At 67.1% G+C, this 22,249-nt stretch carries 19 protein-coding genes; 6 read left to right on the top strand and 13 right to left on the bottom strand.

Annotation, left to right across the window (positions count from 1 at the left end; all coding sequences use genetic code 11):
• Window positions 1-80 precede the first annotated feature (80 nt).
• Window positions 81-1,970: a potassium transporter Kup gene (locus FHY02_RS21880; RefSeq protein WP_183926341.1), complete on the top strand. Its 1,890-nt coding sequence runs from the start codon at window positions 81-83 to the stop codon at window positions 1,968-1,970.
• A 201-nt stretch (window positions 1,971-2,171) separates the two neighbouring features.
• On the opposite strand, the gene FHY02_RS21875 is transcribed toward FHY02_RS21880, so the two are convergent.
• Entirely contained in the window at window positions 2,172-2,579 is a 408-nt protein-coding gene (locus FHY02_RS21875; protein WP_183926339.1) for a hypothetical protein, read from the bottom strand.
• Window positions 2,580-2,812: 233 nt separating this feature from the next.
• Here FHY02_RS21875 and FHY02_RS21870 point away from each other — a divergent pair, with 233 nt between their 5' ends.
• A complete protein-coding gene (locus FHY02_RS21870) occupies window positions 2,813-4,642 on the top strand; it encodes a diguanylate cyclase (RefSeq protein WP_183926337.1) in 1,830 nt (609 codons plus the stop codon).
• Between the two features lie 109 nt (window positions 4,643-4,751).
• Entirely contained in the window at window positions 4,752-5,060 is a 309-nt protein-coding gene (locus tag FHY02_RS21865; RefSeq protein WP_183926335.1) for a hypothetical protein, read from the top strand.
• A gap of 353 nt (window positions 5,061-5,413) precedes the next feature.
• On the opposite strand, the gene FHY02_RS21860 is transcribed toward FHY02_RS21865, so the two are convergent.
• From FHY02_RS21860 to FHY02_RS21840, 5 genes are read right to left on the bottom strand one after another with little or no spacing between them, the layout of a single operon-like run.
• A complete protein-coding gene (locus FHY02_RS21860; RefSeq protein WP_183926333.1) occupies window positions 5,414-6,661 on the bottom strand; it encodes a TolC family outer membrane protein in 1,248 nt (415 codons plus the stop codon).
• Entirely contained in the window at window positions 6,654-9,095 is a 2,442-nt protein-coding gene (locus FHY02_RS21855) for an FtsX-like permease family protein (RefSeq protein WP_183926331.1), read from the bottom strand. Before FHY02_RS21855 ends, FHY02_RS21860 begins: the two co-directional genes overlap by 8 nt.
• 8 nt (window positions 9,096-9,103) lie before the next feature.
• On the bottom strand, window positions 9,104-9,784 hold the full coding sequence (locus FHY02_RS21850) for an ABC transporter ATP-binding protein (protein ID WP_183926329.1): 681 nt from the start codon (window positions 9,782-9,784) through the stop codon (window positions 9,104-9,106).
• 10 nt (window positions 9,785-9,794) lie between these two features.
• A complete protein-coding gene (locus FHY02_RS21845; protein ID WP_311731911.1) occupies window positions 9,795-11,090 on the bottom strand; it encodes an HlyD family efflux transporter periplasmic adaptor subunit in 1,296 nt (431 codons plus the stop codon).
• Window positions 11,083-11,391, bottom strand: a complete 309-nt coding sequence (locus FHY02_RS21840) for a UrcA family protein (RefSeq protein ID WP_183926327.1) — start codon at window positions 11,389-11,391, stop codon at window positions 11,083-11,085. The genes FHY02_RS21845 and FHY02_RS21840 overlap by 8 nt, the downstream gene beginning before the upstream one ends.
• A gap of 244 nt (window positions 11,392-11,635) precedes the next feature.
• On the opposite strand from FHY02_RS21840, the gene FHY02_RS21835 reads away from it, so the two are divergent.
• The gene (locus FHY02_RS21835) at window positions 11,636-13,003 is read left to right on the top strand and encodes a sigma-54 dependent transcriptional regulator (protein ID WP_183926325.1); all 1,368 of its coding nucleotides are present in this window, start codon (window positions 11,636-11,638) and stop codon (window positions 13,001-13,003) included.
• Window positions 13,004-13,061: 58 nt separating this feature from the next.
• A complete protein-coding gene (locus tag FHY02_RS23400) occupies window positions 13,062-14,321 on the top strand; it encodes an ATP-binding protein (protein WP_183926323.1) in 1,260 nt (419 codons plus the stop codon).
• 198 nt (window positions 14,322-14,519) lie between these two features.
• On the opposite strand, the gene FHY02_RS21825 is transcribed toward FHY02_RS23400, so the two are convergent.
• Window positions 14,520-15,353, bottom strand: a complete 834-nt coding sequence (locus FHY02_RS21825; RefSeq protein ID WP_183926321.1) for an SDR family NAD(P)-dependent oxidoreductase — start codon at window positions 15,351-15,353, stop codon at window positions 14,520-14,522.
• A gap of 110 nt (window positions 15,354-15,463) precedes the next feature.
• Between FHY02_RS21825 and FHY02_RS21820 the strand changes: the two genes are divergently transcribed.
• Complete coding sequence (locus FHY02_RS21820) at window positions 15,464-16,402, top strand: LysR family transcriptional regulator (RefSeq protein WP_183926363.1); 939 nt, start codon at window positions 15,464-15,466, stop codon at window positions 16,400-16,402.
• Window positions 16,403-16,523: 121 nt separating this feature from the next.
• Here FHY02_RS21820 and FHY02_RS23505 read toward each other — a convergent pair whose 3' ends face one another.
• The 6 genes from FHY02_RS23505 to FHY02_RS21790 form a co-directional block, all read right to left on the bottom strand.
• Window positions 16,524-16,814, bottom strand: a complete 291-nt coding sequence (locus FHY02_RS23505; protein WP_183926319.1) for a DUF3325 domain-containing protein — start codon at window positions 16,812-16,814, stop codon at window positions 16,524-16,526.
• The gene (locus tag FHY02_RS21810) at window positions 16,811-18,424 is read right to left on the bottom strand and encodes a PepSY domain-containing protein (protein ID WP_183926317.1); all 1,614 of its coding nucleotides are present in this window, start codon (window positions 18,422-18,424) and stop codon (window positions 16,811-16,813) included. The genes FHY02_RS23505 and FHY02_RS21810 overlap by 4 nt, the downstream gene beginning before the upstream one ends.
• The gene (locus FHY02_RS21805) at window positions 18,421-18,735 is read right to left on the bottom strand and encodes a hypothetical protein (protein ID WP_183926315.1); all 315 of its coding nucleotides are present in this window, start codon (window positions 18,733-18,735) and stop codon (window positions 18,421-18,423) included. The genes FHY02_RS21810 and FHY02_RS21805 overlap by 4 nt, the downstream gene beginning before the upstream one ends.
• Entirely contained in the window at window positions 18,732-20,993 is a 2,262-nt protein-coding gene (locus FHY02_RS21800) for a TonB-dependent siderophore receptor (RefSeq protein ID WP_183926313.1), read from the bottom strand. Before FHY02_RS21800 ends, FHY02_RS21805 begins: the two co-directional genes overlap by 4 nt.
• A gap of 115 nt (window positions 20,994-21,108) precedes the next feature.
• Window positions 21,109-21,465: a hypothetical protein gene (locus FHY02_RS21795; protein ID WP_183926311.1), complete on the bottom strand. Its 357-nt coding sequence runs from the start codon at window positions 21,463-21,465 to the stop codon at window positions 21,109-21,111.
• A 136-nt stretch (window positions 21,466-21,601) separates the two neighbouring features.
• On the bottom strand, window positions 21,602-21,790 hold the full coding sequence (locus FHY02_RS21790; RefSeq protein WP_183926309.1) for a hypothetical protein: 189 nt from the start codon (window positions 21,788-21,790) through the stop codon (window positions 21,602-21,604).
• Window positions 21,791-22,249 lie beyond the last annotated feature (459 nt).

Raw genomic sequence — 22,249 nt, 5'->3', positions numbered from 1 at the left:
ACCTGATCTGTGTTGAGACCGAAGTAAGTTCCTCGGCGTTGCGTGGGGCAGGGCGGCTGATCCGCGGATGAAGGGGGCACATGGACGTTCATCGGCCGGATCAGCAAGGCATCAAGCATCGGACGGGAATCGCCGCTGGGCTGACGGCGCTCGGCGTCGTCTACGGCGACATCGGAACCAGCCCGCTTTACGCCTTCAAGGTCGCAGTCACCGCCGCAGGTGGCGCTCCGGGAGTCGCAGCGATTGGCGTCGCCTCGCTCATCATCTGGTCGCTCGTGGTGGTGGTATCGATCAAGTATGCGATCCTGATCCTTCGTGCTGATAACGACGGCGAAGGCGGCGTTGTCGCCATGCTCGCGCTGCTTGGCGCTCGGCACGCCGAGCCGCGGACGAGACAGGCGGCTCTCCTCGTGCTCGGCCTCGTCGGCGCCGCGCTCCTCTACGGCGACGGCGTCATCACACCGGCCATCTCGGTGCTAAGTGCGGTGGAGGGACTGCAGGTGGATGCGCCAGTGCTAGCTCCGGCTATCCTCCCCATCACGATTGTTATCCTCATCGGCCTGTTCGTCGTGCAGGCGCGCGGCACCGGCTTCATCGGGCGAATTTTTGGGCCAGTGATGCTGGTCTGGTTTCTGGCGATCGCCTTGCTCGGCATCGCGGCAGTGATCCGACATCCGGCAGCGCTGCAGGCGCTCAATCCGGCGGAAGCGATTGGCTTCCTGCTGCGATCGCCCATCCCGGTCAGCTTCGCAGTGCTCGGGGCGGTTTTCCTGGCCGTCACCGGAGGCGAGGCGATGTACGCGGACATGGGGCACTTTGGACGCTTTCCGATCCGCCTTGCCTGGTTCGCGGTCGCACTGCCCGCGCTGGTCCTTAACTACCTGGGTCAGGCGGCGCTGATCGAGACCAACCCCGCCGCGCTCGTCAGCCCCTTCTACGAGCTGGCACCCGGCTGGGCGCACTATCCGCTGATCGTGTTTGCCACTGCGGCCACCGTGATTGCCAGCCAAGCGATCATCTCAGGGGTCTTCTCGCTGACGCAGCAGGCGATCCAGCTTGGCTTCCTGCCCCGGTTGGACATCCGCCATACCGCGGCGGATCAGGAGGGACAGGTCTACCTGCCGCTTGCTAACTGGCTGCTCGCGGCAGGGACGCTCGCGGCAGTGCTCATCTTCCGCTCATCCGAAGGCCTGGCTGGCGCCTACGGCATCGCCGTGTCGGGATTGATGGCGATCTCGACCTTCCTGGCGGCACTGGTGGCGCTGCGGTGGGGCTACAATCCGCTGCTGGTGGTGCTCGTCAACGGTGCCTTTTTCGCCTTGGATTTGGTGTTTTTCGCGGCGAACGGCGTGAAGCTGCTTGAAGGCGGCTGGTTCCCGCTCGTCATTGCGGTTGTCGTCGCCTTCCTCATGCTCACGTGGCGCTCCGGCGTTCGGCTGGTGGAGCAGTCGCGTGCACACCAGCGCGAGGGCGAAGACACGTTCGTTCATCGACTTGATAGAGCAGTCGATTGCCGCACCAAGGGCGTCGGCGCTTTCCTGAGCGCTGCCACCAGCGGCATACCGTTGGCACTAACGCAGCACGTCCGGCATAACAGAGCGCTTCAGGAGCGCGTCGTCCTTGTCTCGGTTCAGGTAGCGGAGACGCCATTCGTACCTGGCCACGACCGGGCCGAGATCTCCCTCATCTGCGCGAACGTGCACCGGGTCATCCTGAGCTTCGGCTTTATGGAGAACATCAACATACCTGCCGGCTTGGCCGCTACTGACCTCTTCGACGCTAATCAGTTCGAAGAGGTCAGCTACTATATCGGACAGGAAACGATCATCTCGGATTCCGGGATCGCGGGTATGGCGCCCTGGCGAGAGGAGATCTTCGTGTCTATGCAGCGTAACACCGCGCCGACGGGCGACTCTTTCTGCATCCCATCCCATCAGCTCGTCGTCGTTGGGACTGAGGTGCGCATCTAGTTCACGGAGCGGCCTTTCCATTGGGCTCGGGTTGCTTCTCGAGATCGCAAGAAGAGGCGCAACCTCGTTCAAGCCAGCACAGCCAACCGCCCGACGTGCCGAGCATGTATGAACGTCCGATTTCGGTGAGACGATCTTTGCTCACGAATGACCGCAATTGGGTCCCCTTAGGATCCTTGAAGCGGCCGACACGATCACCAATCAAAGATTGACATGTTCAAGGTGCCTGCTGATGAGGTCCTGCTCATCATCCATCTGTTCTTCCATCATGCGCCAGATAGCAGCGGCCGCGACGCGGTAGCCCTGCCAGTCAGCAGCGATCGTCTCATCTGTCCAATGAGACACGTGCTGATCCGACACCAAGCGATAAGCAGCAAATGAGCGTTGCAAGGCTAGCATGTCTCGCGCGGAGGCATAGTTCGCGCTCACCAACAGCCGAGGTACAACCACTTGGTTGATAAAGCGACTGCGTTCGATGCTGACCTGTCCAAGCGCGGCCCGCGCGCGGGGCAAAATGACCGGGTCCGGAGCATCGTCCCGGCACAAGCGTCTAATTTCATCCAGACCCAACACAATCCGACGATGATAGTCGCTCAACGTCCGCAGCATGTTACTGGAGGCTCCCTTCCACAAGTTGATCTAGATCAGCATGCGGTTCCTCGGCAAGGTGCAGACGGTAAACTTTATGGGCGGGCGCGTTGGAAGCGGCATGCTCGCTCGCGCAAGGGGCGAGAGTGGCGTCGGCGGAGCTCATGCGCTTGAGCTGGCGCTTGTTCTTAACGTGTCAGAAACCATGGCGGCCGTACGCCCGGATCGTAGCAAATTGATCTGGATCATTCGCCGTGTTCCCCTCGCTGATCTCGCGCGTGACCGCCCTGGGCGTTATCGTCGGTGCCGCGCTGGCCTGTCTGATCGCGCTTCTGCTGCAATCGTCGCTGGAGACGCGCGAGAGCTTCGCCTGGGTGACTCACTCCCAGCAGGTGATCGCTGACCTCGACGAGGCCCTCGCCGAGCTGCGCGAGGCAGAGTCAGGTCAGCGCGGCTTCCTGCTGACGCAGGACCTCCGCTTCGTCGCGACGGTCGACCAGCGGCTCGCAGACGCGACCCGTCAGTTCGGCCGGCTCGAACGGCTGACAGCCGACAATGCGCTTCAGCACGAGCGCGCCGTCGCGCTCAACGAGGCGGTCGCGCGACGCATCGCGGTGCTGCGCACGCCCTTGCTGCTGGGCCGCCGCGGCGACTTCGCGGCGGCGACGCGGATCGTCGCCGGCGGACAAGGGCGCGAGCTGATGGCCGAGGTCGATCGTCGGGCCGGCCTCCTGCTACAGCGCGAGCGCGACCTGCTGGCGCAGCGCGCGGCGGACGCGGAGGCGCGGCTCGCCGGCACCAAGCGGGCGGTGATGGTCGGCGGCCCGCTGGTCGCGATGCTGCTCGCGCTTCTGGTAGGCACGGTGGCGATCGGCGTACGTCGCCCGCTCCGTCGTGTGCTCGACGCCATGGCGGCGCTGGGAGACGGGGCAGGGGAGAGCAGACTCGACACGCGCACCGGCTCGCTCGAGTTTGATCGTCTCGCCAGCGGATACAACCGGATGGCGGAGCGGCTCAGCGAGGCGCTGGGCGAGCAACGTGCCACCGATGGTCGACTCCAGGCGGCCAACGCCGACCTGCTCGCGCAGCGGGGAGCGCTGGAGACGCGGGGACACGTGATCGCGCGGCTCGGCGACATGGCGCATCGACTGCAGGCGGCGCGTACCGACGCCGAGCTGGCGCAGATCATCGACTGTTACGTGCCGCAGGTGCTGCCCGGCGTGGCGGGGGCGCTCTACGCTCACAACAACTCGCGCAACCTGCTGGTACGCCTTGCCGGCTGGGGCGAGAGCGGGTCTCTTCCGGAGAGCTTCGGCCCGGACGAGTGCTGGGCGCTGCGTCTCGGCCAGGGTCATGTCGTGCTCGGCGACGGCCACGAGGTTGGGTGTCGTCACGCTGCGGGCGGTGCCGGCGCGTACCGCTGCGAGCCGCTGCTCGCCGGCGGCGAAGTCATCGGCCTGCTCTACCTTCAGGGCGTCGTCGGCGCCGAGGAAGCGTTCCGGCTCAACGCGCTCGGCGAGAACATCGCCTCGGCCCTCGTCAATCATCGCCTTCAGCGCGACCTGAGAGAGCAGACCGTCCGCGACGCGCTGACCGGATTGCACAACCGCCGCTACATGGAGGAGGCCCTCCAGCTGGAGATTGCGCGCGCCGCCCGTGCCGGGACGCCGCTCGCCTTCGTCATGTGCGACGTCGATCACTTCAAGCGCTTCAACGACGAGTTCGGCCATGAAGCAGGCGACGCGGTGCTACAACTCGTCGGCGCCGCGCTGCGGGAGCACTTCCGGGACGGTGACGTCGCGTGCCGCTACGGCGGCGAGGAGTTCGCGATTATCGCGCCGGGAGCGACGGCAGCGGCGCTGCTGCCCCGGATCGAGCGGCTGCGCGTCGCACTGGGTGCACTGCGGCCGCGACAGGGCGCGCAAGCGTTGGGTGCCGTCAGCCTGTCCTTCGGCGTGGCCGAGTGGGGCGCCGGCCTCGGCCGAGACAATGCGCCGCTCGTCGCGAGCGCTGATGCGGCCCTCTACCGCGCGAAGCGGGAAGGGCGTGACCGAGCGATCGTGGCCGAGCGGCTCGCCGCCTGACATGCATCGGATCGTCGCCGGTTCCAGATCCACGGTGCATTCTGCGGAGCGAGGCAGATCGCGCGCCTCCTCTTCGATCGCCCATCCTCCCGAGGCAGGGCCCCATCCGGTGCACACCCTCAATCCACTAAAAGAATCCTTGATTGTTGAAGTGAAGCGGCAAAGCCGCACGAAGGACACAGCCATCATCGAGCACTTCGAACCTGACGCTTATGGTCTCCTCATCCTAGCTCCTGAGGTGGCTCTTGATAGTGGCTGGCTTGGCGGCGACAGGGTCGTCGGGCGGGCGGCGATCCGGGATCTGTTGATCAAAGCCGCTCGTTTCAACGAAGAGGAGCGGCAGAGACTATCCATCTATCTGCCCGGGCGGGCGGTCACGCTCCATCTTGGTGATGTTGAGCAGCACCTCAGGGCGTGACGCAGATCCACGCCGACCCCCTAGCGGCGAGCGGTACGCCTCAGAACGCCAGCAGCATCTAGGAGACATCGTAGTAGCGATGAGGTGTGAGCCAGGCTTCGTCGATCCAGCGACGTGTATCGCCGACGTGCATAAGCCAGAATGTGGTTGAAGGCGATGCAAACCCGGGAAGCCCTTTCCCCCAGAGCAGGCGACCCGACCGCTTCGAGGACACCCAGATGTACCGGGCACCGATATGAACGAGCGGCCGGGATTGGGTGTCAGGCAGAAGCCCCTGAGTGATCGCTTTTGGGTACAGTCGCCCTGCGAGGCGCCCACGGTGCGCGGTTGTGGCAACCACGGCCTAGTAACCGTTAGCCGAAGATGCCAGCGTTGAGGGCGCCTACGGAGCGCAGGAGCACGGCCTGATTGACGACTAAGTCGCTGCGTGCGCCGGCCAACGAGAGCTGCGCACCGCGCAGGCTCTGATCGGCGATCAGAATGTCCAGTGTGGATCGAAGCCCCAGTGAATATTCCGCGCGAACGCCCTCCAGCGCACGCGTGGCGGCCGCCACCGCGCGCTCACCCGCGTCGACACGCGCGCGAGCCGCGGCAGCGTTGGACCAGGCGGTGTCGGCGTTGCGCACGGCCTCGCGCTCCGCCGCATCACGATCATAGCCGGCGGCACGTGCACCCGCCGCTGCGGCGCGCACGCGCGATGCCACGACGCCGCCAGTCAGCAGCGGCAGGCGAAACGTCACTCCTGCGCTCGCGGCTCGGAGCGCACCGTCGCGCGACCCGAATGCGAAGCCGTAGCCATAGCTGCCGCCGAGGCCGAGCGATGGCGCGCCCTCAGAGCGGGCCTGATCGACCCGCGCGCGGGCTGCCTGCTCGTCTGATGCCGCCGCTAGTACGCCAGGATTGGCCTGAACGGCGCGCTCACGCGCCGCCAACGCACTGGAGGGCAGGCCGGGTAGCGCCGCGCTAGGCTGCTCCAGCCGTCCGGGAGCGCGTCCGACCAGGGCGCGGTACTGCGCCTCCGCGGCGGCGAGCGCGGCACGGGCGCTCAGCTCCGTCGCGGTCGCCCCCTCACGTTGGGCGCGCAACTGCATCACGTCGGTCTGCGTGCCGGTCCCCAGCCGGAAGCGCGCCTCTGCTTCAGCAACTTGCCGATCGAGCAACGTGATCTGCGCGCTCGCGATCGCCAACGCCTGCTGCTGGAGCAGTAGGTCGGCGAAGGCGGCGACTACGTCGATCAGCACGCTTGCCTCCACGTCGCGCAGCGCTTGCACACCGGCGGCCGCGTCGGCGTTCGCGGCGCGTACCGCGCTGCGAACCCGCCCACTGGTCCAGATCGGCAAGTCGGCGGACACGCCACCGGCGGTGTTGCCACCACCGTAGAAGCGGTCGTAGCCGCCGTTCGCCTCGACGACGGCGGTGAGCCGACCGAGCGCCCGCGCCTGTTCGGGCAGTTCGGCGCGGGCGTCCTGTCGTGCCCTCGCCGCGGCGAGCAACGGGCTGGTCGCCGCCGCGGCGCGGACAGCCTCGGCCAGGGTCTCGGCGCGCGTAGGCGCGGCGGCGACCGCCAGCGACGCGGCCGCGAGCAGCAGTCGTCTATTCATGTCGCAGCGCCCACGCCGGGGTGGCGCGGCTCGCGCGGATCGACTGCGACAGCACCGTCACCACCGCGATCACCAACGTCAGCGCGCTCGCGCCAAGGAAGAACAGCGGGGACAAGGCGACGTGGTCGTCGAACCCAGCGAGCCACGTGCGCATCGCTACCCAGGCGAGCGGCCAAGCGATCAGATTCGCTAACAACACCGGGCGCAGGAACTGCCCGACGAGCAGCTTGGCAACGTCGTTCGAGGTCGCCCCCAGCGTCTTGCGCACGCCGATCTCACGTGTGCGCCGGGCGGTGGTGAAGGACGCGAGGCCCCATAACCCCACACATCCGATCGCGACGGCCAGGATCGCGCCGATCGCAAACAGGTTCGCCATCTGCTGGTCGGACTTGCCGAGCCGGTCGAGCGCCTGCACAGCGGTGTAGCCGTCGAACGGCAGCCGCGGTACCGTTCCGCGCCACTCGGCCTGGGCGCGCTCGAGAAAGGTCTTGGTGTCGCCGTCGAAGCGGATCACGGCGATGCCGTTCTTCACCGTGCGCGCCGACAAGAGATAGAGCGTGGGCGACACCGGTCGGCGCGCCGAATCGACCCGCATATTCTCGATCACGCCGACGATCGTGCGCGGCCCCTCGGTGGGTCCCACCGTCCGGCCGATCGCGTCGGCGGGTGAGGCGAAGTGGAATGCGCGCGCCGCGGCGCGGTTGATCACCACGTTGGCGGGAGCGTTCGTGTTTGATCCATCCTGCGCGATGTCGGGGTCGCGGTCGGCCGGGCGCGCCGGGTCGAGCAGCCGCCCGGCGAGCAGCCGCGCACGCAGCGTCTCGAAATAGCCCTGCGACACCGAGTAGAACTCGATCGAGGGCCCGTACCCGGGCAAGCCGGGCACCGCATAGGTGTTTGCCGACACATAGTTGCCGATGCCGGGAACGCTGGTGCCCGCTGCCGCCGACCGAGCGCCCGGCAGTGCGGAGAAGCGGCGCAGCAGGTCGGTGCGCTGCGCCTCGTCGAGGCTGGCGCTGGCGTAGGAGCGGACCAGCAGCAGCTGCTGACGGTCGTAGCCGACGTCGGCGCTGCGGACGTGATGCGTCTGCGCGACGAGCACGGCGGTACCGACAATCAGCGCGATCGTCACCGCGAACTGGAACACGACCAGCGCCTCACGGACGCGCGCGCCGGCGTGGCCGCCGCCCGGGCCGCGCGCCGAGGCTAGCACCGCGGCGGCAGGGACGCGCGCTAGCACGATCGCCGGGTACAGGCCCGCCGTCAGTCCCACCACCAGCGCGAGCAGCAGCAGCGGCAGCAGCACGCCATCGACGCCGGCGTAGCGGATCGAGAGCGTCAGCCCGGTCGCCGCGTTGATCAGCGGCACGCCCAGCTCGGCGAGAGCGAGCCCCAGCGCGGCGGCAGCCAGCGCGGTGACCACTGCCTCGCCGAGATAGTGACGCATTAGGGCAGCGCGATCGGCACCGAGCACCTTCCGCATTCCCACCTCGCGCGCGCGCAGCCCGGCGCGCGCGGTGGCCAGGTTGATGTAGTTCACCACGGCGACGAGCAGCGTCAGCAACCCGATGATGCCGAGTGTCGCCACCATCAGTCTGGAGCCGGGCGCCTCGAAATGGCGCGACGCGATCGGTCGGACGTTGAAGGCGAAACGATAGTCGGGGACCTCGGGAGTCTCGTTGGTGACGTGGCGCGCCGCCAGTGCCGGCAGCGCCACCGCGAACCGCTCCGCCGCCTCCCGCCCGGGGAGCCGGACGAAGGTCTCGACGCTGTTGTAGTTCCACTGGTGGTTCGACTTATAATCGGGATCGGCAGGCGACTCCGAGTAGGTCATCGGCGCGATCAGGTCGAAGCGCAGCTCGGACGCGTCGGGCAGATCGGGGACGACCGCGACAACGCGATAATCGGTCTGCTGGCCGCGGCTCGTCACCGGCAGCGTGCCACCTAGCGCAGCGGTAGGGGACCCGAAATATTTCGCGGCGGTGCGCGCGGTGATCACCAATTGGCTCGGATCGCGAAATGACGGCGGCAGCGCGCCCGCGACCGGGCTCAGCCGGAACACCGCGAACACGTCCGGGTCGACCGATGCGAGGCGCTCGCGCACGCCGATGCCGTCTCGGACCACCGCGACGTCGCGGCTCTGCACCCGCGTGCCGATCGTGCCGGGCAGGTCGGCGCGGATCGCGGTGAGCGCGGCGACTGGGGAGTTCTGCGTATGGGCCGCATCCTCCGGTGCGCCGGTGCCCGCCCCCCCGACGAGGTAGAGGTCCTGCCAGCCCGGCAGCCACTTCTCGTAGGAGGTCTCGAAGCGGACGTAGAGGCCGAGCACGAGGAACACCGCGATGCCGAGCGCCAGGCCGCCGATGTTGAGCGCGGCGTAGAGGCGGTGGCGGGTGAGCGAGCGCCAGAAGGCGACGAGCGTGAAGCGATCCATGTCGGCGCTCAGATCTGCCGCGCGACCGAGGCGACCACGCGCCCGTCGAGCATGTCGATCCGCCGCCCGACAAGGTCGGCGTGCGCTGGCGAATGAGTGACCATGACTATCGTCGCGCCGGCACGGTTCAGCGAATCGAGGATGCCCATTACCTGCGCGCCGTTCTCAGTGTCGAGGTTGCCGGTAGGCTCGTCGGCGAGGATCAGCTTCGGATCGCCCACCACCGCGCGCGCGATGGCGGCGCGCTGCTGCTGACCGCCCGAGAGCTGATGCGGATAGTGGCGTGCCCGATGCGAGATGCCGACCCGGTCCATCGCCGCCTCGACGCGCTGGCGCCGGTCGCCGCGACCGTCACGGCGATAGGCGAGGCCTAGCTCGATGTTCTCGGCGATGGTCAGCTCGTCGATCAGGTTGAAGCTCTGGAACACGAAGCCGAGCGTGCGCGCGCGGAACTGCGCCAGCGCGGTCTCATCCTCTCTCGCCAGGTCGTGGCCCTCGAACAAATACTGCCCGGACGATGGCCGGTCGACCGTGCCGAGCGTGTTGAGCAGGGTCGACTTGCCGCAGCCGGACGGCCCCATGATGGCGACGAACTCGCCCGCGCGAACGGAGAGGTTGATGTCGGCGAGGGCGGTGGTCTCCACCTCGTCGGAGATGTAGCGGCGCTGGATAGCCCGGAGCTCGATCACGAATATTCCCCTAGCTCAGGTTGATGATGGCGGCCTTGTTGAAGGCGCCGGTGTCGGAGGTGACGATCCGCTCGCCCGGCGCGAGGCCGGCGAGAATCTCCACCGAGTCGGTGTTGCGGCGCCCTATGCGGATGGCGCGCCGGGTGGCGTGGCGGCCGCGGGCGTCGAGCACGTAGGCCACGGCGCCACCGTCGCTGTCGAGCCAGCCGCCTACGGGCGCGACGATGGTGGCGCGCGGTGTACCCAGTACGATCGTCGCGTCCATCGCCTGGCCGCGGTTCAGCCCGCGCGGCGGTGAGCGGAACGTCAGCTCGACGCGGAAGCGACCGTTAGTGACGGCAGGCAGCACCTTGCTCACGCTCAGCGCCGCGCCCTCGGTGGTGGCGCGCTGGCCGACCGCAACGCGGCCGAGAAAATACTGGTCGACGTCGGCGACTAACTTCCACGCGCCCTCGCTGTCGACCTGCCCAGCCGGATCACCCGGCTCGAGCGACTGGCCGGGCTGGATCGTGAAGTTGGTCAACCGCCCGGTCGCGGGCGCACGAAGCGTCAGCGAGTCCATACCGTCGCGCACCGCCGCGAGATTGCTCGACAGCCGCGCGCGCGTGTCCGCGAGGCGACGCGCCTGCAGGCCGGCGATGCCGCGCTCGGCCCCCTCGGCGCTGTGGAGCTGGCGCGAGCGGCGCCGCTGGTAGCTCGCCTCCTCCTGGTAGCTGCGCAGGCCAGCGTCGGACAGGAAGCCCTCTTGGTGGAGTTGCTCACGGATGATCAGGTCGCGGCGCGCCTTGATGAGATCATAGTCGGCGCCGGCGACCTGGGTGTCGCGGTCGCGCTGACCGCGCTCGAGGCTTAGGTCCTCTGCGGAGAGCTGCCCGAGCTGGCTCGCGATCTGCGCCTCGCGCGTCAGGATATCCAAACGGAGCTGCGGGTTGGCGAGCGTCGCGAGCGGCTGACCGGCGGTCACCGTGGCGCCGTCCTGGACCAGCAGACGCTGAACCTGGCCGCCCTGCACCACGCCCACCAAGGTGATCAGCTGAGGTGCGACGGTGGCGCGGGTCGGGACATTGTCGTCGAACGGAGCGCGGCGCACCGCAGCGGTCTGCACGTCGGCGAGCGCGACATTGGCGGAGTCCGCAGCCGGCAGCCACCACCAGACCAAGAAGGCCAGTGCGACCGCGCCGGTGGCGAGCGCGACGCGCCGCCATGGCTTCGTGGCCCAGCGGCCGCGAGACGTGACGCGACGGTCCATCCCGGCGCCGCTCTCGGCGTGCGCGCCATCGGCCGCCGAGAGCGCGCGATCAGTCACGGACGATGCCCGCGGCGCGCCGGGCGCGATCCAGCGCACGCTCGCGGCACGTCGGGTCGACGGCGTAGCGCTGCCACACGCTGGCGGCACAGACCTGGCTGGCCGCGCCGGCGAGACGGCGCTCGAAGGTGGCGCGGCCCGCCGGTCGACCGAGGTCGAGGTCGGCGTAGCTGACATGGGCGGTACGCATCGGCTCGACGTCGCTCGACTGCGCCGTCGCGGGGGCGGCGGCGAGGACGAGCGTGACGGCGCCGGCGATGCTCAACAGCGAGCAGAGGGCGTGTTGCGCGTGGGTGATCATGAGCTTTCTCCTTCTCACGTCGGCGTTGGCGTCGACGCAGGGAGACGTTGCAGGCACCGTGCCAATTGCTCGTCGTCGAGGATGGGGTCGCATGGCGCGGGCGCCTCTGGCCGAATCGTGTCCATTCTCGGACAGTCCTGCGTCCGCGAGCGGACAATCGCACCGCGCGGTCCGACCCTGCGCCTCGTCGCTCCTCTTTGGCATGCATCTTGATCTGTTGGCGGACATGCCCGCACTTAGCTCCATGGACTCGCCCCGCTTCGATCGCTGTCTGGTCATCGACGATGACGAGGATATCCTGCTCTCGGCCAAGTTGCTGCTCGGGCGGCTGTTCCGCCGCGTCGACACCGCCGACAGGCCCGATGAGACGCCGGCGATGATCGCCGCACGGGGGTATGACGCGGTCCTGCTCGACGCCAATTTCGCCCGCGGTGCGACCGACGGGAGCGAGGGCTTTCGCTGGCTCGGTGCGATTCTGCGCGCCGATCCCAAAGTCGCGGTCGTCATGATTACCGCTCACACCAGCGTGGCCGTTGCCGTCGCGGCGATGAAGCAGGGAGCGACCGACTTCGTCTCCAAACCCTGGAACAACGACAGGCTGCTCGCCACCGTCGCCAACGCCGCGGCACTCGGCCGCTCGCGCCGCGACGCCAGCGCGGGCGCGGCGGCGACGGGGTCGACGCTGCTGGGAGACTCACCGGCGATGGCGCGCGTCCGCTCGCTGATTGAGAAGGCCGCGCCGACTGACGCCAACGTGATGATCCTGGGCGAGAACGGCACGGGCAAGGAGCTGGTCGCGCGCGAGCTGCATCGCCTGTCCGGCCGCGCCGAAACGGCGATGGTGACGGTCGATTTGGGCGCGGTGTCCGAGACGCTGTTCGACAGCGAGCTCTTTGGTCACGTCAAGGGAGCCTTCACCGACGCGCGTGCCGACCGGCCGGGGAGGCTGGCCGCGGCAAACGGATCGACGCTGTTCCTCGACGAGGTCGGCAACCTGCCGCTCCACCTCCAGCCCAAATTGCTCACCGCGCTGGAGCAGCGCCGCGTCACCCCGGTCGGCGCCAACGCGCCGGTCGACATCGACGTGCGCGTCGTCTCCGCCACCAACCTGCCGCTGTCGGAGCTGGGCGACGAGGCGCGCTTCCGCCAGGACCTCCTGTTCCGCCTCAACACCGTCGAGATCGAGCTGCCGCCGCTGCGCGAGCGGCGCGACGACATCGCGCCGCTGCTCGCGCGCTTCCTCGACGATTATGCCGCGCGCTACGCCAAGCCGGTCCGCGCGCTCCCGGCGGAGGTGCTCGCCGAGCTGGTGGCGCATGACTGGCCCGGCAATGTCCGCGCCTTAAGGCACGCCGCCGAGCGCGCCGTGATCCTGGCCGAGGGCGACGGCTATCGTCTGGTCGACTTCCCGCTCACCCGCGGCGCGCCCGCGGCCGCCGCCACACCCGCGTCTCCGTCGGAGACTGGCGGCGAGCTCAACCTCGACCGCGTCGAGCGGCAGGTCATCGAGGAGGCGCTGCGGAAGAACGGCTTCAACATCTCGCTCGCCGCGACCGCGCTCGGCCTCTCGCGCGGCGCGCTCTACCGCCGGATGGAGAAGCACGGTCTCTAGCCACTCGCTCGCGCTGCGCCTCGCGCTACGCGCCGCGCTGTTCCTCGCGCTGGCGACGGTGACCGCGGTGCTGGTGGCGTGGTGGCGCGCGCCGACCGCTGCGCTGCTCTGCGCCGGCGCCACCGTCGCCGCCGGTGCGGCGGTGTGGCGGCTGATCGATCAGGGCAACGCCGAGCTGGCGCGCTTCGTCGCCGCGCTGGAGCGGGGCGACCTGAGCCAGTCCTTCGCGCGCCCGCGCCGCGGGGCCAATTTCGACGATCTCGGCGCCGCTTATGATCGCGCGATGTCACGCCTGCGGGATGAGCGCGCCGCCACGCTCGGCAAGGTCCGCTTCGCCGAGGCGCTGGTGGATGGCGCCCCGGTGGCCCTGCTGCTGGTCGAACAGGACGGAAGCGTTCATTTCACCAACAAGGCGGCACGCCGCCTGTTCGGACGCGACCGGCCCTGCCCGGCGGACGCACTGGTGCGCTACGGTCGTGACTTCGCGGATGCGGTCGCGCGCACCGCACCGGCACCGACGCGGCTGGCGCATCTCGCGCTCGGTGGCCTGCCGCAGCGGGTGGCGATCGACGTGACCCTGCTGGAGGCGCCTGGCAGCGCGCCGCGGCGTATCGTCGCGTGCAAGGTGATCCAGGCCGAACTCGACGGTGCCGAACTGGCGGCGCAGGTGGATCTCGTCCGCGTCCTCACCCATGAGATCATGAACTCGCTGACGCCGGTGACCTCGCTCGCGCAGCTCGTCGCCGCGGCGATGGCGGACGACGGCGCCGATCTCGCCGACGCGCGGCTCGCAGCCGCGGCGCTGGCGCGGCGTGCGGGCGAGCTGGAGCGGTTCGTCGGCAGCTACCGTCAGTTCAGTGAGGCGCCGGTGATCGCAGCGGAAGCGGTCGATTTGGTCGAGTTGCTCGACGAGGTGGCGCGGCTGTTTCGCGCCAGTGCCGCGGGTGGGGGAGCGACGCTCGCGCTCACGGTCACGCCGGCCTTACCGGCGCTGCGCGGTGACCGCGGACTGCTGTCGCAGGTGTTGCTCAACCTGCTCAAGAACGCGGGCGAGGCGGCCGCGCCGGCGGCGTCGATCACGGTGACGGCTACGCCGACGGAGGATGGCCAGGTTCGACTCGTGGTGCAGGACGATGGGCCGGGTATCCCCCTGTCGCTCGTCCATGATGTCTTCCTCCCCTTCTTCACGACCAAGGCACGGGGTACCGGCATCGGCCTCAGCTTCGCGCGTCAGGTGGTTCTGCTCCACGGGGGCCAGATCGGCGCACGGCCCGGGCCTCCCGGCCATGTCGAGCTTCTGCTTCCGCTCGCGCTGTAAGGATTGTTGCAGATCGAGGTGAACGAACGTCTGGATTTGAGAGGTGGGCGGTACGTCCAGAGTGGCCGTTGTTGGGTCCGACCCGCCATCATGCTGAGCAAATGTTTGGTGGTCATCCGAGCGGATGTAATGGAGCCGCGTTGCTGACGGCCCATGTCGTATAGCCTTGCGAGACTACCATCGCGCGCGGCCCTGAGATCAGCTTGTCGACGTTGGAAAATCGGTGCTGAGCGTCATCGACTCCCATTTATCTATCTCGACAGTGACTGCATCCAGTTTCGCTCGGGCTCGGCTCAGGGCATCTGAGCCAAGCAGCAGATGCAGCGGAGGTTGGCTCGAATCGACGAGTTCGAGAAGCACCTGCGCGGCTCGTGCGGGGTCGCCGAGTTGTTGCCCGTCCGCCGCGTCGAATGCAGCGGAAGCCTGCCCGATCGTGCCGGAATAGGCAGCGTCTTCCAGACGGCTCTTGCGGATCGAGTGTGTGGACAGGAAGTCGGTACGAAACGCGCCGGGAGCGACTGCGGTCACCTTTATACCCAAGGGCGCGACTTCATGAATTAGGGCGGCGGACAGGCCCTCAAGCGCGTATTTGGCAGCGGAGTATAGCGCGCAGGCGGGACCGGGCGCGCGACCTGCGATCGACGTGATGTTGACGATATGGCCGCTTCCTTGCGCCCGCAGATACGACATGGCTGCGCGGATCACCCGGAATGGACCGAACACGTCCACGTCGAATAGCCGGGCGGCTTCCTCGTCGGTGGCCGTTTCGATCGCGCCTAAAAGCCCATACCCTGCATTGTTGACGATAACGTCGATCGCGCCGCCAATCGCGAACGCCTGTTCGACGCTTGCCGCGATCCCGGCTGCGTCGGCCATGTCGAGGGCGAGTACATGCAACGTACCCGATCCCTCGGCCAAGGCTGGGGGCGCGCCGCGAGTGGTGCCGATCACGGTATCGCCCCGTGCCAGCGCGGCCTTGGCGAGCTCCAATCCCAGGCCTCGCGAAATGCCGGTGATGAACCATGTCTTCATGTGCAATCTCCTCGACGGGGCTAATGCCGCAGCCAGGGGTGGTGCAGAATGCACGCTGATCTGATTATGCTTATAAGCGTGGCTAAAGAATCGGGAGGTCGTTTGTGGAAATGCCACTCTCGGGCAGCGACTATAACCAGTTGCGCGCCTTCGTTGCCGTTGGCGAATTGCTCAGCTTCAGCCGGGCAGCCGAGATGCTCGGCGTGTCGCCGTCCGCACTCAGCCAGATGGTGCGAGGGTTCGAAGATCGTGTTGGCGTGCAGCTGCTGGTGCGCACGACTCGCAGTGTCGCGCTGACAGAGGCCGGCGACATGCTCCTGCGGCGAGTACGCCCGGCAGTGTCCGAACTTGGCAGCGCCTTGAGCCAGGTGAGGCGGACACGCGATCGCCCAGCCGGCACGGTGCGCGTGCATGCGTTCCGCTCTGCCGCCGAGCGTTATATCGCGCCGATGCTGGGTGGATTTGCCGCGGCCTATCCCGACGTCGTGCTCGATCTTACCGTGGACGATGCGGTGGTCGATGTGGTCGCTGACGGGTTCGATGCCTCGCTCCGTATCGGCGAAGTGATCGAGCGGGACCTGGTTGCGGTGCGGCTAGGCCCCGAGCTGCGCCAGATCGCTGTCGCCGCGCCCGCCTATCTCGAGCGCAACGGCGCGCCGGAACATCCGCGCGATCTTATCGACCATAGCTGCATACGGTGGCGCTGGCCGGGCCGGACATTGCCCTACGCATGGGAGTTCTATGAAAGGGGCGCATGGTTCGAGGTGACAGTCGATGGCCCGCTGATCGTCAACGATAAGGAGATGAGCATTCGCGCCGCGGTCGGCGGTGCGGGCATTGCGTTCCCGGTCGAGTATATGGTCCAGGATTTAATCGCGGCTGGGGGGCTGGTTGCTCTTCTCGAGCCTTGGTCGGTGCCGTTTCCAGGCCATTTCCTGTGCTACCCGCAACAGCGCCAGATGGCGCCAGCGTTGCGCGCTTTCATCGATGCGGTGCGAAACCCGGAAGGTCTGCCAATAGATGGTAGAAGTCTTGTGTCCTCACAGTGATAGCGAGCCAACCGAAACATGAATGGGCGTCCGCTATTGAGACGCGGACCCGCGGTCGCCAATGTCGCATTGTGGGTCGCTGCAACGAGGCGAGCTTTTTAGACGGGGTAAAGGCGATAGCTTAGTGCTTCGTTGGCCTGCTATCCGGCGCATGTATGACATTGAGCAGGACGAACGCTAAACCGGCTCCTGACATGCACGTCGCGACCCAGAACACCGGCCCGAAGATTGGTCCTTGATCGAGCACGCTTAGTGGGAGAGCGGCTCCCAGCAGCAGCCAGCCAACTACGCGAGCACGCCTCCGCGAAGCTGGTGTCAGAGGAAGGGGCAGGTGGCGCCGATGGTGTTCGTGGGTCGCCAATCCCAGAAGGAGGAAGGCGGCAGCTGTCAGCAGGACGACAACGAAGCTCACGCGACAACCTCCTTAGGCTTAGCTAGCTGGACGGTCGACGACAGGCTCCGGTCAACTCGGCGGGAACGTGCCGGCGATTGGGCCTTAGCCACTCGGCGAGCGAGCGCCAGATAGCCAAGCCCGAAGGCAAGTAGGGTCGCATCGACGCCCGCAAGCATCTGGTCGCCACTCATCAATGAAGCGAGCAAACCGCGTTCAGTGAACACCGTATTGTAGACGGGCAGCAGGATGAGGGCGAGGCCCGTCAGCCCGAACTGCACGCTCCAGGCGTAGCGAGGTCGGCAGAGCAGGGCGATAAATGCGCAGACGGCCCACACAACGAACAGGGCTTGTATTTCGCTTTCAGCGCGGCCGCGCAGGTCAGTCGCGAGAAGTCGGTTCGCCCAGAACCATGCGGTGACGCCGAGCGGAAAGCCACCAATCACCGCGACGTTGAGCCGTTCGACGATGCGGAATCCGACATGAGGCCGGGTCGGATCGGGCAGGCGCTCGCGCCGCTTGACCGTCCACAACACGAGGCCGCTCGCGACCATCAGCGTGCCCGCGACGCCGCACAGAAAGTAGATCCACCGCAGACCATCGCCGGCGAAGCGACCGGCGTGAAGGCCGATCATGACGCCGGCAGTCTCTGCTGCGGCACTCGGTCGCGGCGACGTCCAGACGAGACGGCCTGTGGCGCCCTCATAGGCCAGTCGAGGCGTGCGCGTGTTGAGCATAGCGCTCGGGCTCTGGCTCACAGTGATGCGCGCCGCGGCGTCGCCCGGTTCGCTCACCTCGATGAAAGCAACCGGGGCGCCGAGGCGGCGTTCGGCGTCGGCCGCGATACCGATCAGATCGACCAGCGGCGCGGCGCGGCCGCTGCGTACGCCCTCGCTCGCCGTCGGGAACAAGGCTTCGTTGATGCCTCGCTGGTCGGTATAGTTGGCGACTACCGCCCATGGCATCAGCAGCGCCATCAGCGTGACCAGACCGGTGTAGGTGATCATCAGGTGGAAGGGTAGCGCCAGCACCGCGGTGGCGTTGTGCCCGTCCAGCCACGAGCGTTGCCCCTTATGGCGTCGCAACGTGAAAAAGTCGCGGAAAATCTTCTTGTGGGTGACGACGCCGGTGAGGATGGCCACCAGCATCATCATGCTGGCGAACCCCACCAGCCAGCGCGCCCAGATCACCGGCATGTAGTGAAGGTCGAAGTGGAAGCGGTAGAAGAAGTCGCCGCCCCGGGTCTCGCGGGCATGGGCGACGTGCCCGTCGGCACCGATGAGGGCTCGGTTGTCCCGGCGTCTACGTCCGCCGCGGCGGCCATGACCCTTGGCTTCTCCTGGCTTCGGCTGGGGCACCCAGAACAGCTGAGCTCCCGGCGACTGCTCGCTCGCGACCGTGATCAGCCAGCTCTTCGCATCAGGCGCGCGCTTCTCGAGGAAGCGCTGTGCGCCCGCGAGGACACGTGCGGGGTCCTCGACCCGCGTGAGTTCCGGTTGCGCCCACCGGTTCAAACCCTCCCGCCAGAAGGCGATCGTGCCGGCCGCGAACACGAGGAACAGGATCCAGCCGAGCAGCAGCCCGGACCAGGTGTGCAGGAAGGATTGCGACTGACGGAAGCTTTTGCTCATGCGCGTCCACCCGTCAGGATCGAGGACCAAGCTATCGCGCCTGCCACCGCGCCGAGCGCGAGCAGGGTCCACGTCGCGCGCCAGCCTGTCCTGGCAGCGAAGGCCCACATGGCCGCGACGGCGCACAGCGCGAGCGCGATGAGCGCGGCGGCGACGGTTGCCCCTGACCGCGTGCCCGGCAGCAGCCGCGCCAGCGCCATGGCCCAGAGACTTGCGACGGCGTAGCCGAGCGGGACGGCGGCGATGACGCGCAGCGTCAGGTCGCCGCGGCGCGCCCATCGCGCGCGCGCATGCGCGTCGCCCGCGGTCACTCGAAGGTGTACCGGATGGTGCCGAACACCGTACGGGGCGTGCCGTAGAAGTTGCCCCGACCGGTGCTGGAGATGCGCGCATAATAGGTCTTGTCGAGCAGGTTGCTCGCGTTCACCGAAAGCGAGAGCTGCTCGCTGAGCTTGTAGCCGGCGCGCAGGTCGACCACGGCATAGGCATCCTGACGGACGATCGTCGACACGTTCCGCACCGAACCGTTCGCGTTGTAGAGCACAGGATTGCCGCCGTAGGTGGAGGAGAACCAGGTGACCGATCCCCCGATGCTCGCGCCGGCGAGCGGGCCACTCTCGGGCGCATAGTTCGTGAAGGCCTTGATCATGTGCTTGGGAATGATCGGCAGCAGCGCGATGCCTTCGAACTGCGGTTCGTTATCCTCCAGATATTCGGTGTCGGTGTAGCTGTACCCGCCGTTGATTCGCCAGCCAGGCAGGATCTCGCCGGTGGCCTCGGCCTCGATCCCGCGTGCGCGGACACGGCCGGCCTGCAGCACGATGTCGGGCAGCTCGGGCGGATTGACCAGCCGGTTCGTCTGCCGGATCTGATAACCGGCGACGGAGAGCAGCAGCCGATCGTTCATCAGAGACAGCTTGCTGCCCACCTCGTACTGGTCGCCGATCAACGGTTCGACCGAGCGGCCGTCGGGTCGGGCGCGATTGGCGGGTGGCGCCTGCGGCGTGAAGCTGTCCGCATAGCTGGCGTAGAGGTTCAGGTTCGACGTGGCGTCGAACAGCACCGCGGCATAGGGCGTGAGCCGGGCCTCGTAGCCGTATTGCGATCGTGCGGTCGGCGCGCCCGTGAAGCGATTGAGCGTATCGACGTCGCTCGACCACCAGGTCGCGCGACCGCCACCTACCAGCGTCACGCGTTCGATCGGTGACAGGCGCAGCTGACCATAGAGGCCGTATTGTTCAACGTAGGTGCGGGTAGCTCCCGGCGACTGGGCAACGCACTCACGCGGCACCTCGACACACCGGCCGAGTGTGCCCTGGATCGGATAAGGCGGCAGGTCAGCCCGCGGGTCGAGCGGCGGCTCGGCCGGGTAGACTGGATCGAATACGTTGATCTGCGCATAATTGGAGATGCGCGCGAAATAGGAGATATAATCCTGCGCCTGATAGTCAGCGCCCAGGATCAGCGTCTGCTCGCGCCCGAAGGCGGGAAAGGTGCCGACGCCGTTGAAGTCGAACGAGCGCGTGCGCTGGCCATTGTCGCCGAGGAACGCGATGTGGTTCGTCAGGCCAGCGTTGGCGGGCGTGATCGCCGCATTGCCAACGTAGCTGTATTTGTCGACGCGATCGACGTTGGCGACCAACCCGGTCGCGCGCAACGTCCAGCGATCGCTGATGCGATGGGCGAGCTCGACGAAGCCGGTCCAGGTCTCGGAGTCGAAGCGGTTCCAATCGGCGCCAAGGTAGGTGGAGCGGCGCACGTCGAGCAGGCGCCCCTCGCTGCCGTCGGCACCGCCAGCATAGCCTGGCAGTCCCGACTGGATGGCGGGCTTGAAGCGGTCATAGTAGACGCCGGCCGTCAGGGTTGTGCGCTCGCCGACGGCGACTTCGCCGACTGCGAAGGCGCCCCAGCGGCTGCGATGCGCGGTGTCGAAGAACTGGTCCTGATCCTGTGCCATCGCACCGACGCGCACCCCGACCGCCGTTCCCACGCGGGTCGAGGCGTCCACCTCGAGGCGCAGGTTCTCGTAGCTTCCGTATCCCGCGGACGCCTGCAATCGCGTCGTCTCGAGTGGGCGCTTGCGGATCAGGTTGATACTGCCGGCGGGATTACCAGCGCCGGTGAACAGCCCCGCGGGACCGCGCAGCACCTCGAGCCGGTCGTAGAAGAAGAGGTCGGGCACAACACCTGGGAAGCCGAACGACTGCGTCGGCACTCCGTCGATCAGGTAGTTGTTGATCGCGAAGCCGCGCGAGTTGAACGCCGGATCCTCGCTGCCGATACCCGTCACGGTGATCCCGTTGGTGACGGTGAGCGCATCCTCGAGCGTGAACAGGTTCTGCGCTTCGATCTGGTCGCGCTCGATTACGCTGACGGTGTTCGGCGTATCCTTGAGCGGGGTGACGGTCTTGCCGACCTCACGGCCATAGCTCTTGCCGACGACCAGCACCTCGTCGGAGCGTTGCGCGTCCGGCGCTGGCGCGCCGTTGTCGGTGTGTTCCGCCGCCTGCGCCGTGGCTGCGACGACGGACCATGCGCCCGCTGCCAGAAGAAATTGCCAGATTCTCACGTCTTAGTCCCCCGAAACTGCGCCGGAGGTAGGCTATTCGCTTTTGCGAGTCACTAGCACCGATACAAATCGTTACAGAGTAGACTTAGGCCGCTCTCCACGCTTGAGGTTTGAGCTACTCCGTCAGGCTCGCCGAGATGGCCAACACGAGCCGTTCGGTTCGAACAGCGCCGACCAGTCTGGCTGCGAGCTCGCGGGCTAGCGCGTCGCTGCCGACGCGAGTCAGGCGCCAGAGCGCCACCAGGATCGCCTCGCTCTCGCCAACGGTCTCATGGCACGGACGAAGGATCAGAAGGTCATCGCGCGAACCTTCGTCGAGCAATCGCATCGCCCGGCCAAACGGATCATCAGGCGAGGCGGCAGGCGGCTTCAATGACTGCGACACCGCATGCACCCAGCGCCTGAGCCGCATCAGCGTACGATGCTCAAAGGCGGGTAGATCCCTAACGCGTTGGTCGATGAGGTCGTACACGCCCACCCTCTACTGCGAGTGATTTGCATGTAGCTTGCGCTTGGGTCGCGGTCAATGGCCCTGGAATGACCAAAGGCTGGCGGGGCGCTCTGCCCAGCCAGCCTCGTTTCTCTGCAGAGGAAAATCGTCGATTAGTTCAAGCGGCGGTTGCCGGCTCGAAATGGCCGCACCAGTCGCTAGCCTCGACCTTCGGCCACACACCGGCGGTGTCGCCGGAGGGCTGGCTGATCGGCGGATTGTAGCGGCAGAGGCCCAGGTCAGCCGAGCCATTGGTGTCGAAGAAGGTGCACTTGGCGCAGGCGGCGTTCTCGGTCGTGAAAGGCATTGGGTTCGCTCCTGATAGAGCCGCAAGCTCGGCTGTCGATGGATTGACGCGCCGAAACAGTAAAGGTTGCCGGCAATCAAGTAAAAAGTGGAACGTGCGAGGCGTTCTCACCTTCGCTTAGTAGCAAGAGCCGATCTCGAGGTTGCGATCGACTATCAAGAGCATTTTCTTATCGTCTGACCTAGCGCGTGGACCCGAAAACGGACCATCCGGTCTGCGTTACCAACATCTCTCGCGCAAGGGTCCTGAGGATGGAGCTGCCGTGCTGGTAGGTTCGGCGAAGATGGCGCAATCATCGGGATCTCAGGTGCCACGTCCAGGATGGCACCTCTCTTACCGATCTTCGCCGGGAGGCGCACGCCCATCGAGGTGTCACGGGATGCGTCGTAGTGGCCGCGGGTCCGTGCCAGTCACCTCTTATCTGACCGGCCGCCCCGCGCTCTGAGCATCCGTGCGGTG

This window comes from Sphingomonas sp. BK069 (assembly GCF_014193405.1).
Lineage (GTDB): Bacteria > Pseudomonadota > Alphaproteobacteria > Sphingomonadales > Sphingomonadaceae > Sphingomonas.
This window is presented reverse-complemented; position numbering and strand designations above follow the sequence as displayed.